Annotated in this window: 13 protein-coding genes and 1 tRNA gene; 10 read left to right on the forward strand and 4 right to left on the reverse strand. The window is 56.7% G+C overall.

Going from position 1 to position 14,986, the window contains the following annotated elements; genetic code table 11:
- The coding region (locus BFP70_RS13410; protein ID WP_141693190.1) for a transposase at positions 1 to 434 on the forward strand (434 nt) is incomplete at its 5' end.
- A gap of 55 nt (positions 435 to 489) precedes the next feature.
- A complete protein-coding gene (locus BFP70_RS13415; RefSeq protein WP_066012172.1) occupies positions 490 to 744 on the forward strand; it encodes an integrase core domain-containing protein in 255 nt (84 codons plus the stop codon).
- An 89-nt stretch (positions 745 to 833) separates the two neighbouring features.
- Here the strand turns inward: BFP70_RS13415 and BFP70_RS21405 are convergent, their stop codons facing one another.
- Entirely contained in the window at positions 834 to 1,121 is a 288-nt protein-coding gene (locus BFP70_RS21405) for a hypothetical protein (RefSeq protein WP_255356708.1), read from the reverse strand.
- A 641-nt stretch (positions 1,122 to 1,762) separates the two neighbouring features.
- Here BFP70_RS21405 and BFP70_RS13425 point away from each other — a divergent pair.
- The 5 genes from BFP70_RS13425 to BFP70_RS13445 all read left to right on the forward strand — a co-directional run bounded on the left by BFP70_RS13425 (position 1,763) and on the right by BFP70_RS13445 (position 7,685).
- The gene (locus tag BFP70_RS13425) at positions 1,763 to 2,605 is read left to right on the forward strand and encodes an EAL domain-containing protein (RefSeq protein WP_066012174.1); all 843 of its coding nucleotides are present in this window, start codon (positions 1,763 to 1,765) and stop codon (positions 2,603 to 2,605) included.
- 416 nt (positions 2,606 to 3,021) lie between these two features.
- On the forward strand, positions 3,022 to 3,723 hold the full coding sequence (locus tag BFP70_RS13430; RefSeq protein WP_066012175.1) for a type 1 glutamine amidotransferase: 702 nt from the start codon (positions 3,022 to 3,024) through the stop codon (positions 3,721 to 3,723).
- On the forward strand, positions 3,720 to 5,072 hold the full coding sequence (locus BFP70_RS13435) for a glutamine synthetase family protein (RefSeq protein ID WP_066012176.1): 1,353 nt from the start codon (positions 3,720 to 3,722) through the stop codon (positions 5,070 to 5,072). The genes BFP70_RS13430 and BFP70_RS13435 overlap by 4 nt, the downstream gene beginning before the upstream one ends.
- A 3-nt stretch (positions 5,073 to 5,075) precedes the next feature.
- The gene (locus BFP70_RS13440; RefSeq protein ID WP_066012177.1) at positions 5,076 to 6,392 is read left to right on the forward strand and encodes an FAD-binding oxidoreductase; all 1,317 of its coding nucleotides are present in this window, start codon (positions 5,076 to 5,078) and stop codon (positions 6,390 to 6,392) included.
- Between the two features lie 90 nt (positions 6,393 to 6,482).
- Positions 6,483 to 7,685, forward strand: a complete 1,203-nt coding sequence (locus BFP70_RS13445; RefSeq protein WP_066012178.1) for a DegT/DnrJ/EryC1/StrS aminotransferase family protein — start codon at positions 6,483 to 6,485, stop codon at positions 7,683 to 7,685.
- Between the two features lie 58 nt (positions 7,686 to 7,743).
- Here BFP70_RS13445 and BFP70_RS13450 read toward each other — a convergent pair whose 3' ends face one another.
- Together BFP70_RS13450 and rlmB are read right to left on the reverse strand one after the other, a co-directional pair.
- Positions 7,744 to 8,160 carry a CoA-binding protein gene (locus tag BFP70_RS13450; protein WP_255356709.1) on the reverse strand — a complete coding sequence of 139 codons (417 nt, stop codon included), beginning with the start codon at positions 8,158 to 8,160 and terminating at the stop codon, positions 7,744 to 7,746.
- Positions 8,161 to 8,377: 217 nt separating this feature from the next.
- Positions 8,378 to 9,160, reverse strand: a complete 783-nt coding sequence (gene rlmB / locus BFP70_RS13455; protein WP_066012179.1) for a 23S rRNA (guanosine(2251)-2'-O)-methyltransferase RlmB — start codon at positions 9,158 to 9,160, stop codon at positions 8,378 to 8,380.
- A 151-nt stretch (positions 9,161 to 9,311) separates the two neighbouring features.
- Between rlmB and BFP70_RS21085 the strand changes: the two genes are divergently transcribed.
- Positions 9,312 to 9,395 (forward strand) — tRNA-Tyr (locus BFP70_RS21085).
- 82 nt (positions 9,396 to 9,477) lie between these two features.
- Here BFP70_RS21085 and BFP70_RS13460 read toward each other — a convergent pair.
- Positions 9,478 to 9,891: a hypothetical protein gene (locus BFP70_RS13460; protein ID WP_066012180.1), complete on the reverse strand. Its 414-nt coding sequence runs from the start codon at positions 9,889 to 9,891 to the stop codon at positions 9,478 to 9,480.
- Positions 9,892 to 9,968: 77 nt separating this feature from the next.
- Here BFP70_RS13460 and BFP70_RS13465 point away from each other — a divergent pair, with 77 nt between their 5' ends.
- Both BFP70_RS13465 and BFP70_RS21090 read left to right on the forward strand, forming a co-directional pair.
- A complete protein-coding gene (locus BFP70_RS13465; protein WP_066012181.1) occupies positions 9,969 to 10,967 on the forward strand; it encodes an SMI1/KNR4 family protein in 999 nt (332 codons plus the stop codon).
- A gap of 226 nt (positions 10,968 to 11,193) precedes the next feature.
- Positions 11,194 to 14,877 carry a hypothetical protein gene (locus tag BFP70_RS21090; RefSeq protein WP_066012182.1) on the forward strand — a complete coding sequence of 1,228 codons (3,684 nt, stop codon included), beginning with the start codon at positions 11,194 to 11,196 and terminating at the stop codon, positions 14,875 to 14,877.
- Positions 14,878 to 14,986: the final 109 nt, after the last annotated feature.

Raw genomic sequence — 14,986 nt, forward strand, 5'->3', positions numbered from 1 at the left:
TCGCCGATCTGGATGACATGATTGAAGCCATCGTCAAGGACCTTGCTCCTGAGCTGCTCGAACAGACCGCGATCGGCCTGAACAGCGCGGCGCAATTATTGCTGACGGCTGGCGACAATCCAGAGCGGTTGAAATCCGAAGCCAGCTTTGCCGCCCTTTGCGGCGTCAGTCCCGTGCCAGCGTCTTCTGGCAAAACTGTCCGGCACAGGTTGAACAGAGGCGGTGATCGCGCAGCCAACAGTGCGATCCACATTATCGCCATCGGACGTTTGCGACTGGACCCACGCACTCAAGCCTACATTGCCAAACGGATCGCTGCCGGAAACTCAAAGCTGGAAGCCATTCGCAGCCTCAAACGTTACATCGCACGCGAAGTCTTCGGCATCATCATGCGCCGCTACACAGAGATCAATCAGACACAAATCGCCGCTTGACTCTTAGAAGGGCGTCCAAGGATAGCAGTTCACTGGTGCGGCCTGGATCACCACTTTGACTAAGGCTGAAGTCAAAATATCGATGGATGGGCGTGGCCGTTATCTCGACAATATCTTCATTGAACGGCTGTGGCGGTCCCTCAAACAGGAGGCCGTGTACTTGCATGAATTGCACGACGGGTTCCAAGCCAAACGCGTGATTAAAGATTGGATCAGCTTCTACAACATTGAGAGGCCTCACACCGCTCTCGACAAACGATCACCCAACGACGCATTCTTCACAACAGAACAGACGCAAAAGGCCGCATGAAACCAGCCAGATTACATCTTAGCTGAGCCGAAAAACTGTCCAAATAACTGGGCACACTTCAGTTGTATCGAAGGACAACCTTGGTCGGTCTACTGTTCGACGAAGCGCGAGATCGCCAAATATTTCCCAATTGTATGAAAGAAAATATCAATTTCCAGCGCCAACCCAACTTCAAATTCGTTCAGCTCCGATGCCGTCCAGCGATGGCGCTCTAGCTGAGTTAAAAAATCCAAACGCGTCTGATTATCTTGGGTCTTCAGTTCGAAAGTTTCTGCGGCGCGCAAAACGTCGATGCGCTTATGCACCTCGCGCATGGCCGAAAACGCTTCCATCATTGGCCGCATCAGCTTTGGGTCCGTCCGCCAGGATTGCCCCATGAAGACCTCCGTGGTCACGCGGTTGCCTGCGCCCAGGCAATCATAGGCGACGCAACCGGGAAACCCTTTGGGCGTCAAGCTATCGTGAATTGCGCAACTGTGCCCGGAGAGGTTTCTACACGGCTCGCATGGGTTTTTATCAAATGCGAAATCTTCTCCTTTATCGAAGGCCAGCATGACACAGCACAGGGCCGCACATTGCGAACAATCAGTTTTCAGACGGTCGGTTTGGGACATTGTGGCTCTCGATTCTTAGCGGCCCTCGTGCCGAAGGCTTGGTGACCGCCGTATCTTGCAAAGCACCTCTTGGATGCAAGGCTTGGATCTTGGTCAGCAGTGTAAGTCCAAGGGTGGTAATTCGCAAAGACATCTACGGCACACGACCACGCAGGCGCACAACGGCCATATAACTGGGCTAGCACACTCATTTCAAATAGGAATTCGTTTTTAGACTTGGCGCTAGGACATTCAAAATCATCTGCCGAGGCGAAAGGGAGGATGCCAAGACTGTTCCGGCCAAAAGCTGCAAACGGCACTCGAAAAAGTTACAAAAAATTAACCATGGCAAAATCAATTCTTCTGCCTTTACCGGATCTTAGCCTTCTTAAGTAAATCTCGGTTCAAGAACAACGGAGAACCCCATGTCGCAGCGCGATTCGACATCCATCCCTTCTATCGACGCCGAATTAACGAGCCCATTAAGTTTTGCGGTGGCGCAACGCGACCGTGAGACGATTGCAATGGTGCGACGGGCTGTTGAGCGGCACGATGTGGTTTTGGCCTTCCAGCCAGTCGTGCAAACGTCGCGGCCAGACCGGGTTGCATTTTATGAAGGCCTTATTCGTGTGTTAGACGACACAGGCCGCGTGATCCCCGCGAAAGATTTTGTGGAAACTGTGGAAACCACCGAGCTGGGTCGAAAGCTGGACTGCCTGTCAATTGAGATGGGGCTTTTGGCCCTATCGCAAGATCCCGATCTGCGGCTAGCAATCAACATGTCCGCGCGTTCAATCGGCTATCCCGACTGGATGAAAACCCTAAACAAGGGTCTGGCCGTGGATGAGACAGCGGCAGAACGGCTGATTTTGGAAATCACCGAAACATCAGCAATGCAAATGCCAGAACTGGTCTGCGTTTTCATGCAGGATTTACAAGCACGCGGTGTTGCCTTCGCGCTAGACGATTTCGGCGCCGGATACACGTCTTTCCGGTACTTAAGAGAGTTCTACTTCGACATTCTCAAAATTGACGGCCAATTCATCCGTGGTATTGCAGACAACCCTGACAATCAGGTGCTAGCACAGGCCTTGCTGTCAGTTGCACGACATTTTGAGATGTTCACCGTCGCGGAGTTCGTAGAAAATGGCGATGATGCCGCGTTTTTGACAGAAATGGGCGTCGATTGCATGCAGGGATATTACTTTGGGGCGCCGACCATCATGCCGCCATGGAAAACGGCCCCCAGTGGGGCGCTACGTGCCTAAGGTCACGACATTAAGCGCTTCTATCGGTCAGGTCCGTGGCTTGGCGGATGAGGGGCTTCACATGTCGCAGGGTTCCAACCCGGCCCCGCGGCCAATTGTTCACCCTTAGCAGAACGTAAGCCATCACAAATGGCATTCGGATGGCTGTTCAAACCCTCTGCAATCGCCCGTATCCCACGCTGATTATCCCTGCCGCGCGGCACAGGTGATCTGCCGGCAATTATGTCGCACAACGACAGCCTTTGATGTCCAACAGGGCATGCATGTAGATCTTTCCATATTTCAAACATCGATATGCGCCCGATCATACCTGAAGCGTGCTTTGGCGCGCTGGCAGCCGTAACCGTATCAGCCCCCTTGTCGCGGCGCGGATGCGCAGATACGGTTAGCCTGCAACATAAACGGATCCCCTTCAGATGCTTATCGGAATCCTCAAGGCAGGCCCTATGGCCGACGCGCTACGTCCCGCCTATGGCCAATATCACGACATGTTCCAGACCCTTTTGGCAGGGAATGATTTCACCTATCGCGTCTATGATCTGGATGAGGCGATGGATTTCCCCAATAGCTCGACCGACTGCGACGGCTGGTTGATCACCGGATCAAAACACGGGGCCTATGAAGACCACGCATTCATTCCGCCGCTTGAAACCTTTATCCGTCAGATTATCGCGGCTGATCGCCCGCTGGTCGGCGTATGTTTCGGCCATCAAATCATCGCGCAGGCGATGGGTGGGCATGTCGAAAAATGGTCCGGCGGCTGGGCAGTCGGTGCGCAAGACTATATCATCGACGGCGCACAAGTGACACTGAACGCGTGGCATCAGGATCAGGTAACGCGCCTGCCGGACGGCTTTAAAGCCATCGGCCATAATGCGTTTTGCGCCAATGCCGCCATGGTCATGGGCGATAAAGTATTTACCATCCAGCCGCATCCGGAATTCAATGATGCATTTATTGCTGACATGGTCGAAAAACGCGGCCCTGGCATTGTGCCCCAACCCGTGTTGGAGGCAGCCAAGCTGGGCCTGTCCCGCCCTAAGGGAAGCCAGACCTTGGCCGACCGTATCGCCCGCACATTCAAACAAACGCCGACCGCAGGAGAGCCGACTTTATGACTGACTGGATCACTCAATGCCCAGAAGCCGCACAAGCCTATGTTGAAGGCCGTCGTTTGGATGAGGTGGAATGCATTGTGGCGGATCTGGCGGGGGTTGCGCGTGGCAAGGCCATGCCGGCATCAAAATTCGCGCATCAGAAGCATTTCTACCTACCAAATTCGATCTTCTTGCAAACCATCACGGGGGAATGGACGGACAACCCGATGGGGGCGTTCACGGAACCTGACATGATTTTGGTGCCCGATTATTCGACCGCCACCGCCGCGCCCTGGACGGCGGATTGGACGCTGCAAGTGATCCATGATGTACAAGATCAGGCCGGAAATCCGGTGTCTTTGGCGCCGCGAAATGTTCTTAAACGCGTCGTGGATCTCTATAAGGCCGAAGGTTGGACCCCAATCGTCGCCCCCGAAATGGAGTTCTTTCTGGTCGCGCGAAATACCGATCCAAACCAGCCGATTATTCCACCAATGGGACGGTCTGGCCGGCGTGCCGCAGCGAAACAGGCCTATTCGATGTCAGCCATTGATGAATATGGCAAAGTGATCGACGATATTTATGACTATGCAGAACTTCAGGGCTTTGAAATTGACGGGATCTTGCAAGAGGGCGGCGCCGGACAAATTGAGATCAATTTGGCCCATGGTGATCCAATCAACCTCGCGGATCAGATCTTCTTCTTCAAACGCATGATTCGCGAGGCGGCTTTGCGCCATGATTGCTTTGCCACCTTTATGGCAAAACCGATTGAGGGCGAGCCGGGCTCCGCGATGCATATCCACCAATCTGTGGTCGATGCGCAGGGGAATAATATTTTCTCGGACGCGCAGGGCAATGAAACGGATATGTTCTTGCATTGCATTGGCGGATTGCAGCGGCATTTACCCTCGGTCATTGCTTTACTGGCTCCCTACGTGAACAGCTATCGGCGCTACATCCCGGATTTTGCCGCGCCAATTAACCTTGAGTGGGGGCGTGACAACCGCACAACGGGGCTGCGTGTGCCAATCTCTGGCCCCGAAGCACGGCGAATTGAAAATCGCCTGGCGGGAATGGATACCAACCCCTATTTGGGTTTGGCCGCCACATTGGCCTGCGCCTATCTGGGCCTGAAAGAGCAACAAGGCCCACGGCCCGAATATTTGGGCGACGCCTATACCGGCACGGACGAGCTGCCTGCGAACCTTGGCGACGCGCTGGATGTTCTGGCCGGGAATGATCCCATTCGTGATGTGCTGGGCGAGGAATTCTGCACCGTCTATGAGGCTGTAAAGCGAAACGAATACAAAGAGTTCTTACAGGTTATCAGCCCGTGGGAGCGGGAGCATCTGCTGCTGAATGTCTAAGCCATGTCGCTAAATCTGCTTTTTGCCAATGACACGCCTGGGGACTATCCCCACAGCGTCTATGCCGACACGCGTGACCCAGCGCCCGACCGCCCTGCCCTATCAGGCACATGTCACGCTGATGTTTGCATCATCGGGGGCGGATATACCGGCCTGTCTGCCGCGCTTCATTTGGCACGGGCAGGCCGCCGTGTGCGCGTGCTAGAGGCCCATCGCATCGGTTTTGGTGCTTCGGGTCGCAATGGCGGCCAGATCGGGTCTGGCCAACGGCTGGAGGTAGACGAGCTGGAGGCCATGACGGGCAAAGACACCGCACGCAGGCTGTGGGACATGGCCCAAGAGGCGAAATCCTTAACCTTTGATCTGGCCAAGCAGGCCGGCGTCCCAACGTGGCGCGGCATCGCCCATGCCGCGCGCAAACCCGCCGAGGTCGCGCATGCTCATGCGATGGCCGAACGCCTCGAACGTGATTACGGCTATGATCAAGTCACGGCGCTGGATCGAAACGGTTTGCAGGCGCTGATCCCGTCAGACGCTTATATCGGCGGGGATATAGACCACGGTGCAGGGCATGTTCATCCGCTAAACCTGTGTCTGGGCTTGGCGCGTCTGGCCGAACAGGCCGGCGCTATTTTGCACGAAAACAGCTATGCTACCGATATTTCTCACGGCGCACAGGCCGGCGCACGCAGTACGATCAAGACCGCCTCGGGCGAGATTACCGCAGATCATGTGATTTTCGCTGCAAATGGGTATTTAGGGAATTTAAACCAACAAATCGCAGCCCGCGTCATGCCGATCAATAATTTCATCGTAGCGACCGAGCCTTTGGGGGATCGCGCCGATACGGTGCTTACGCAGATGATTGCCGCCCATGATACAAAATTTGTGGTCAACTACTGGCGTTTGTCAGACGATAAGCGGTTAATTTTTGGCGGCGGTGAAAATGTCAGCTACCGCTTTCCCAACGATATCCGCGCCAAGGTCCGAAAGCCGATGTTGCAAATCTATCCGCAGCTTGCGGATGTAAAACTCACCCACGCATGGGGCGGCACTTTGGCAATCACCGTTAACCGCATGCCATGTTTTGCGCGCCCCGCACCCAATGCCCTTTCTGCCTCCGGTTTTTCCGGCCACGGTGTCGCCATGGCCACATTGGCGGGCAAGCTGATGGCGCAATCCATCTGCGCAACAGACGATGGGTTTGACGTGATGTCAGCCCTCCCCATGCCCGCCTTCCCAGGCGGCACCTCGCTGCGCTGGCCGCTGTTGGTTGCGGGCATGTCATGGTTTTCGCTGCGCGATAAGATTGGGATCTGACGGACACAAAACTTTCACTTGGCCAGTGCCCCTGTCGGCAGCTACAGTTTTTCTGAAAATAACATTCAGAAAACCGATAGGGATCACCAGATGCCCCGTGATACGCAGATCGCCCCGAATTGTTATGATGCAGAACCGATCCCTGTCGCAGCGAAGGCGGAAATTGACCGTCTACTCGCAACCGGCGACCTGTTTCGCTACACCTCTGAAAACGCGCCCGTCTCCCTTCTTGAGGCAGAGTTCGCAGCACTCATGGGGCAGCGTTTCGCCGTGGCTGTGTCAAGCTGCTCGCAAGCGTTGTTCTTGTCGCTCAAGGCGCTGAACCTACCGCGCGGCGCAAATGTGCTCGTGCCCGCCTTCACCTTTGCCGCCGTTCCCTCCGCCATACTTCACGCAGATTGCACACCGGTCCTGGTAGAGGTCAAAGACGACTACCGCATTGATATCGAAGACCTTCATCACAAAATCGACGATCAAACTGGCGCGATTCTTATCAGCCATATGCGCGGCCATACCTCCGATATGGACGCTATTCTTGCCGTCGCGCATGAAAGAAACATTCCCGTTGTAGAGGATGCCGCACATAGCTTGGGCACGCTATGGAACGGCAAAAAAATTGGTACATTGGGCACGATCGGCTGTTTCAGTTTCCAAAGCTATAAAATGCTCAATGCTGGCGAAGGTGGCATCTTGATCACCAATGACGCCGATCTTGCCGCGCGCACCATCATTATGTCCGGCGCTTATGAACATAATTGGAGAAAACATCCCGGACTGGAAGGCAGCGTGCTGGAGTGGCAAAATAAATTGCCGCTCTACAATTGCCGCATGCAAAACCTATCCGCCGCCGTCATCCGCCCGCAATTGTCACAGCTGGATCGGCGCGTCGAAAACGGTCGACGCAATCACGATTATGTCGCAAACCAACTTAACAGTAGCGACTATATTACTGTGCCAGCCCCCTTGCCCGCAGAACTGCGCGCACCCGATTCCTTACAATTCAACCTCAAAGGGGAATGGACGGACAGCCAAGTGCAGAAACTGCAGGCAGAATGTAAGGCCAACGGGGTCAATATCTGTGTTTTCGGCCTCTCTCAAGACAATGCGCGCGCCTTCTGGAACTGGCAATTTCTTCCCAAACAACCCGATCTACCACGGACCCGGGCGATGCTGATGCGCGCTTGTGACACCCGCCTCCCCGCACGGTTGACGCAGCCCGACCTGGATTTCATTTCACAAGCCATCCTGGAAGCAGTTCAAACCATCAAGGGCGAACAGCTTCATCTTGCTTGAAATATCCCAGGGTGAATGGTGCCATCAGGCGCCAGAGGGGCAGCGCCCCTCCACCCGGTTATATCACCCGTGGATACTCTATTTTTGGGCAACGACTGGCCACAACTGTATTGCCAGCCTCGGCAGCGCGGCGCTGTGCAATAGGATGCGACACACCCAACTGCAGCCAAAGCACATCCAGCTTTGGCATAATTTTCAGCACATCCTCCACTAAATCCGGCACCGCATCCGATTGGCGAAACACATCCACCATATCTATAGTAATATCGGCTGGAATGGCCGCCAAACCCGGAAAGATTTCTTCACCCAATGCATATTGTCCAGCCAGCCCTGGATTGATCGGGATCACCCGATACCCTTTGCTATGCAAAAATTCCGCCACCTGATGCGATGGGCGTTCAGGATTGGCCGAATACCCCACAACCGCAACCGTTTTCACACGTTCAAATATTGCACGCAGGTCATCATCACGCATATTCGCCTCCTTCAGCCTGTCGCGTTCATCATCCATCACAAGATCATCCACCAACACAGAAAAATGCGCCCAGACCAAATGGCCGGGCGCAGAAGTGTGGAACGAGGGACAGTGAACGAAAACACAGAGGTTCCAACTCTGCGTCTCTTGATCTTAAACTTAGGAAGCTTTTTCCAAAGTTAAAGACCAAGGCCCCGATCTCGCGCTCATGTGAAGATCAACGCTTGCTGGCAGCATATAACGACACAGCCGCAGCGTTCGATACATTAAGCGAGCCGAACTCGCCCGTGAACGGGATTTTCACCACCGTATCACACAGCTCCCGGGTCCGTTCACGCAGTCCCGGCCCCTCAGCGCCCAAAACAAGTGCCACAGGCAATGTTGCAGCTGACGCAAGCCCCTGCGCCAATTCCACATCAGACTCGCCGGCCAGACCGATCAGCTGATAATTCATCTTACGCAGCTCTTCCATGGCATCGCCCAGGTTGCGCACACGCAGATAGGGTTGGCGCTCCAATGCGCCAGAGGCGGTTTTCGCCAAAGCCCCCGTTTCAGGCGCAGAATGGCGATGCGGCGCAATCACTGCCCGCGCACCGAAAACCTCTGCCGAACGCAAAATCGCTCCCACATTATGGGGGTCTGTCACACGGTCCAGCAAGACGACGACAGGGTTGTCATGTTTGGGATCACACAACGCGTCAATCGTGCCCCAATCCAGCGCTTTCACCTCAAGCGCGGCGCCTTGATGCACGCTTTCAGCGGGCAATGGCACATATTTATCAAATTTACGCGGATCCACCACCTCTGGCTCCAGCCCAGACACAGCAATAGCTTCGGCCAGCTTATCCGCCGCGTTCTTCGTCACCACAAGACGCAGCCGGGTCCGGTCTGGGTTTGACAACGCATCACGCACCGCATGCAGGCCAAACAGCCAGACGGTTTCCGCCGCCGCCGCGCGTTTCGCCCGTTCTTTATCAATTACCCAAGTCGGCTTTTTCATCATATTCCCCTTGCCGGTCCGTTCTATCGGCCCGCCCCTTCCTGCGCGTCCGCGCAGGATTTGGCAAGCCTGACGATCATTGTCGTCAAAAAACCGAAATTTCCTGTTGACGCCCACGGTTGGCTTGGGTATTCCCCCGCCACACAGCGTCGGGTGACGTGCTGCAAGGTGCGGCAGCGGACTGTAACTCCGCCGGGGAGACCCACGCCTGGTTCGATTCCAGGGTCACCCACCACTACCCCACTTTGGGTAGTTGTAGGCGCTGTAAAAACCCCATCAAAAGATAAAGTATTCTATATTTTGATGCTGGGAATTTTTTATTTCGACAGGATCGCGCCCCGCTGCAAAACAGCCTCATCTTGCGACCCATCATGATATTCAATGACAATATGTATCGACTGGACACTGCCACCGGGCTGGCGGATAAAAATATCATCTCCGAATTGCACGGAGGGTGTTGAATAATCGAAATGGCATGGTTCCATCGGAAATTCGGTCATTGGATCAGCCCCGTTCAAGCCATATCTCAACACGGCGATCGGGCAGCGCCAACTTAGGATCTGGGTGAAATAGACCAAATCCTGACCATCGGCTTCATGAATCGACACCCATGATCCGTGGGTCGCCGCCAAAATAGGTCGCACTTCCTCCACAGAGGTGAAATCTGACGCGACACTCTGTGTGGCTTGCAGCAGCAACCCCGCAGCTGCCAAGAACCAAACAGGTATCATAAAATTCCCCTCCACAACGGGTTTTGCTAAATCGTTTTCCGACTATACTGTGCCTGAGCTTACGATTGGATATTACAATGTCGCCTAAATTTCCGTTACGGCAACTGTTTAATGTCGTCTGCGTGGCACAAGCGGGACGATTGGAATACGAATCACTCCTGTTTGTCCGCTCATTTCGGCAGATGAACCCTGATTTTTCTGGCCGCCTGATCGTCGCAGAGCCCGGCGGCCCACGTTGGAACGGCGCGACGACCCGCATCTCGGACCCGGTGCGCGCCCTACTGATCCAAGACGGGGCTGAAATCCTCCCCTTTGAAAATCAAGTCTTTGGTCATGACTACCCATATGGCAATAAAATCGAAGCTTTGACGGCATTGCCGCCAGAGCCGTTTATCTTTTTCGACACAGATACGGTGTTCACCGGTCCGCTCAGTGACGTGGATCTGAACTTTGATCACCCCTCCGCCTCGATGCGGCGCGAAGGCACGTGGCCAGAGCCCCCACTATATGGCCCCGGCTATACCGAGATCTGGAAATGCCTCTATGATCGTTTCGGATTGGAATTTGAATCTACCCTGGATCGAAGCAAGCCCGATGAATATTGGGAGCGTTATATGTATTTCAACGCCGGGTGGTTCTTTGGTGCCAATGCACAAGAATTCGGCTCGCGGTTTTTGGAATTTGCGCGCTCCATTCGCGATGAAACCCCTGATGAGCTGGCATGCCAAAGCCTTGACCCTTGGCTGGATCAGATCGCCCTGCCCTTGGTCATTGCGTCTTATGGCGGCGGCCGTCCCGGGCCTGACCTCGATGGGTTGGATGGCACTGTCAGCTGCCACTATCGCGCCCTGCCCCTGCTATATGCCAAAGAGCCCGATGCGGCTGTCCAGATGATCGAAAACATCGCTCAGCCCAACAAGGTAAAAAAGGTTCTCAAACAATATGAGCCGATCAAAAAGCTGGTGATTCAAGGCAAAGGTGCCCGCATTCGCGCCCTTTTCGACCGCGACGACATGCCCAAACGCGAGAAAGTCATCCGCAACACCATCAAACGCGAAGGGTTGTGGATGCGCTGAGCAGCCCCGGCGCAGCGCAAATCTGCGCCGGAACAGCCCAAATTGCCCTTGCGGCAAGATACGATCCCAGGCTGTGCGCCTTCAGATGGGCAAAACAGTGCCGAGATCAATGATAAAACGCTATATCTCGTGGTTCTCGGGTTTTCTTGAGGCCCATTCTGCGTTACCAAGGATAAAATTTGACCGGCCCTTATAGGCCCCGACACGCTGCGCCAGAGCCTTTGTCATGAAACCTCGTTTTGCCTTAAACCTCTCCAATCACGACATCAGCGTTTTGGAACGCGTGGATGACGGGTGGACATCCTCTTCGGCTGTGATGCTGGGCGCACCGGATATGGACGCCGAGCTTGCGGTGCTGCGTCGGGAATTGCAGGCCCGTGCCGGCGGTGACTTTGTGACAAAGCTGGTCATCCCGCCGTCGCAGATCCTGTATACCGATGTGGATGCGCCCGGCCCCTCTGATGCGGAGCGCCGCAGCCAGATCGAGGCTGCGCTGGATGGGATGACGCCGTATAATGTCGATGATCTTGTCTATGACTGGTCTGGCAAAGGCGACCTGGTGCAGGTTGCGGTGATTGCGCGCGACACCCTGACCGAGGCGGAAGATTTCGCAGAAAGCTATGGATTCCGTCCGGTCTCATTCGTGGCGATCCCGGCCCCCGGGCAATTTGCAGGTGAGCCCTGGTTCGGTCTGTCTACCTATGCCAGTCAATATTTGCCCGCAGGCGAGCGCCTGGACCGCGACGTCATTGCAATCGTGATCACCGATGCTGCGACCGAAATCGCACAAGACGCGGCCGGCGCTGCACCCATTTCCGCCCCCTCAGTTTTGGACGAGGCTGAGCCAGAGGACATCTTCCGCGAAAAAGCCACCGCGCCAACAGCGCCTGAGCCTGAGCCTGAGCCTGAGCCTGAGCCTGAGCCTGAGCTGCCCGTCGCACAAGGCGCACCAGCTGACAAAGTGGTGATTGATGATACCCCGGCCGTCGAAGACACCTCGGCCGCCGTATCGCCACTATCCGCCCCTGCACCCGCCGAAGACCCTGAAGAAGCTGACGTGGTCGCAGATCCGCTGGTTACCGCCACATCGGAGCAGGCCGTAACGCCCGATCCAGAACCAACTGCAGACAGCCCATCCTTCGAGGCAGCCTATGCTGAGGCTGAGGCTGAGGCTGAGGCTGAGGCTGAGGCTGAGGCTGAGGCTGAGGCTGAGGCTGAGGCTGAGGCTGAGGCTGAGGCTGAGGCTGAGGCTGAGGCTGAGGCTGAGGCTGAGGCTGAGGCTGAGGCTGAGGCTGAGGCTGAGGCTGAGGCTGAGGCTGAGGCAACGGTCATCACTGCCGATGATTCGCAAGAGCCCGTATCGGATTTCACCGAAATCACCCCCCGGGAAGAGCCTTTTTCGACCCGCCCGGATTGGGAAGTTCTGGGCGATTCCGACGAAGACGTGATTGACGACATGGCCGCGACCACATGGCACGACACGCCACAGGTTACGCCCGCCGCGCAGACGTCCGAAGGCACGGCTGCTTCGATCGAAACCGCCAGCCCCAAACTCTCAGCACAGCACGAAGGTCAGCCAGAGGCAGATGCCCCACTTGACTGGACCCAGGCAGATGACTTCGATGTCGATCTCAGCACGTCCGACGACGAGGAACCGCTGGATCTTTCGGATGAGATTTATCCCGAAGACCTACCGGAACTGTCCCAGCCCGCCTCCCGCTTGTCCAATGACGATATTGACGCCCTGACCACGGCGGCCCAGCAAGATTTATTCGCGCAATCACCAGAGCCCGTATCCGCCGGTATCGCCGAGCCGCATCAAAACGCCATGACAGCGCCCCTAGCGGCGGCGGCTACAACCGCGCCACCCTCTGCCCCGCGTAAAGGCCCCGCATTAACGGTAAAGGTCAAAGGCAATGGGGCCAAGCTTGGCTCTGCCAAAGCGCCAGAGGCCGCGAAAGACAGCAAGACGCCGATGTCGCCAAAGGCAGAGCGTATCGCCTCCGGTCAGGCCGGCGTCACAGCACCCAGCATCGACGCGCCAGCGCACGGCGCTGCAATGGACCGCGCGCGCAAAACCGCCGAAAAAGGGCTGCAGCGCGCCATCTCGCTAAGCTCAACGGCCAGCCGTGCCCTAGCCCGCCAGATCAACGCCAAGAAACCAGCCAAGCCCGCCGCCATCTCGCAGCGTGTCCCGCCAAGCTTCACACCCAAAAACACAGCAAAACCGGCAGAAAAATCAACCACCACGCCAGCGGCGATCAAAGTCACCGCGATTGGCGCAGGCGCAAAACCAGCAACCGCACAAACCTTATCTAAAGGTAAGACGAACACCACCGCTGCGCCTGTCACATCTGTGGGCGGCAAGCCGCGCTATATGGGCGTTACCTTGATCGGCGCGCTGGTTGTTGCGCTTGGCCTAACCGCTGTCTTATTTTCAAATGACACGCCAGAGCAGGTTGTCGCGAGCACCGGGACGGATCAGACATCACAACCTGTTGCGCAGGTGCCCGTGTCGGAACCGACACCGGCAAACACAACACCGCCTGCCCCAACACCAGCACCGGCGCCCACAGCCGCTGTCAAACCCTTACCAAAACCGGCGCAACCCGCAGCCCTGACCGGGTCGCAGGCGGCGCAAACGCAGACTGCCGTGCCCGCTGCGCCGTCTCAGCCAGACACCGCAGCGCTTGCACCCGTTGCAGCAGAGCAAACACCAGCGTCGGCTGCCGCGCTACCATTGGCCGATGCCATCGCACAAGATGCCCAACCCACTATCCCAGCGCCTGCGCCGCCCTATGATCAATTGGCGCGCTTGGATGCCGATGGCCAGGTGGTTGCGACCGAACAAGGCGTTTTGATGCCTGGGAATTACATGCTGTTCGCCGGGCAGCCCGATGTATTACCCCGCGCCCGCCCGCCAGAGGTGACCGCCAAAGCCGCGCTTACAGATCCAACGATACCCTATGCCGATCCGGCATTGGCCGGTTTACGCCCCAAAGCGCGGCCAGCTGCGATCACCAACGCCGCGCAAGCCGACTCTGCCGCGCCGGGACAAGTCACAGCACCAGCCTCCACTGCGCAACCAGAAGCAGAGGAAGACGGCGCAGCATTAGAACCCGCAGCACCCAATCCGCTGCACCAGGACAACGCCTTGGCAGGCTACCGCCCGAAACAGCGCCCAGAAACCATCTTGGCGGCGGCATCGAACCTGATCGCAACAGATGCCCGTGCTGAACCAGAGCCGCCGCGAGACGATGCAGCACCTGCCGAGGTGACCTCGCCAGAGCAGCTGCGCCTTGCAGCGATCGGTCCGCGTGCACGCCCGCCTGTCATTATAGACCGCGCCCAAGAACGCGCAGAGGCCCAGGCCGCAGAGATCGCGCAGGCCGCAGCCGAGGCCGCGCAGGCGGCCGCAGAAGCCGCCGACCCGTTCTCAAGCGCGTCGGACCTGGCCGTGACCGTATCGCGCCGCCCGATGAACCGGCCGCGCAATTTTGACGCAGCGGTGCGCGAAGCTTTGGCCGCAAGCGCCGCAGCCCAAGAGCGCGCTGCAGCACAGGCCGTTGCAAAACGCGCCGCGGAAGAGGCTGCGAAAGCACGCACTGCCTCCGCCGCCGCTGCTGTTCCACGCACGACTTCACGCAATGCGCCCAGCCTGCCCAGCTCTGCCTCTGTGTCGCGCAGCGCCACCGAGGATAATGCGCTGAAACTGGGGAAGGTGAACCTGATCGGGGTGTATGGCGCATCAAAAAGTCGCCGCGCCTTGATCCGCATGCCCACAGGACGGTTCGTAAAAGTGGCGATCGGCGACCGGTTCGATGGCGGCCAAGTGGTGGCGATTGGCGCATCATCGCTGACGTATCGCAAAGGATCGCGCGATCACACATTGGCGCTGTTGAAAGACTGAGACAGGGCGCGGTTTCGTGTCTTGTCGGAGATGGCGCAACACTTCTAAGATCAACACTGCAGCCAAGCAGATCCGCGCGCGGTGCAGGGTGTCATGTCGGTCGCCCTAA

This window comes from Thioclava sp. SK-1, from assembly GCF_001705665.1.
In the GTDB taxonomy this organism is placed as follows: domain Bacteria; phylum Pseudomonadota; class Alphaproteobacteria; order Rhodobacterales; family Rhodobacteraceae; genus Thioclava.

Excerpts from the sequence above, each read along its gene's own strand:
- BFP70_RS13445 (WP_066012178.1), top strand. The coding sequence starts at position 6,483 with ATGCCCCGTGATACGCAGATCGCCCCGAATTGTTATGATGCAGAACCG.
- BFP70_RS13460 (WP_066012180.1), bottom strand. The coding sequence starts at position 9,891 with ATGATACCTGTTTGGTTCTTGGCAGCTGCGGGGTTGCTGCTGCAAGCC.
- BFP70_RS13430 (WP_066012175.1), top strand. The coding sequence starts at position 3,022 with ATGCTTATCGGAATCCTCAAGGCAGGCCCTATGGCCGACGCGCTACGT.
- BFP70_RS21090 (WP_066012182.1), top strand. The coding sequence starts at position 11,194 with ATGAAACCTCGTTTTGCCTTAAACCTCTCCAATCACGACATCAGCGTT.
- BFP70_RS13425 (WP_066012174.1), top strand. The coding sequence starts at position 1,763 with ATGTCGCAGCGCGATTCGACATCCATCCCTTCTATCGACGCCGAATTA.
- BFP70_RS13440 (WP_066012177.1), top strand. The coding sequence starts at position 5,076 with ATGTCGCTAAATCTGCTTTTTGCCAATGACACGCCTGGGGACTATCCC.
- BFP70_RS13435 (WP_066012176.1), top strand. The coding sequence starts at position 3,720 with ATGACTGACTGGATCACTCAATGCCCAGAAGCCGCACAAGCCTATGTT.
- rlmB (WP_066012179.1), bottom strand. The coding sequence starts at position 9,160 with ATGAAAAAGCCGACTTGGGTAATTGATAAAGAACGGGCGAAACGCGCG.
- BFP70_RS21405 (WP_255356708.1), bottom strand. The coding sequence starts at position 1,121 with ATGGGGCAATCCTGGCGGACGGACCCAAAGCTGATGCGGCCAATGATG.
- BFP70_RS13465 (WP_066012181.1), top strand. The coding sequence starts at position 9,969 with ATGTCGCCTAAATTTCCGTTACGGCAACTGTTTAATGTCGTCTGCGTG.
- BFP70_RS13450 (WP_255356709.1), bottom strand. The coding sequence starts at position 8,160 with ATGCGTGATGATGACCTGCGTGCAATATTTGAACGTGTGAAAACGGTT.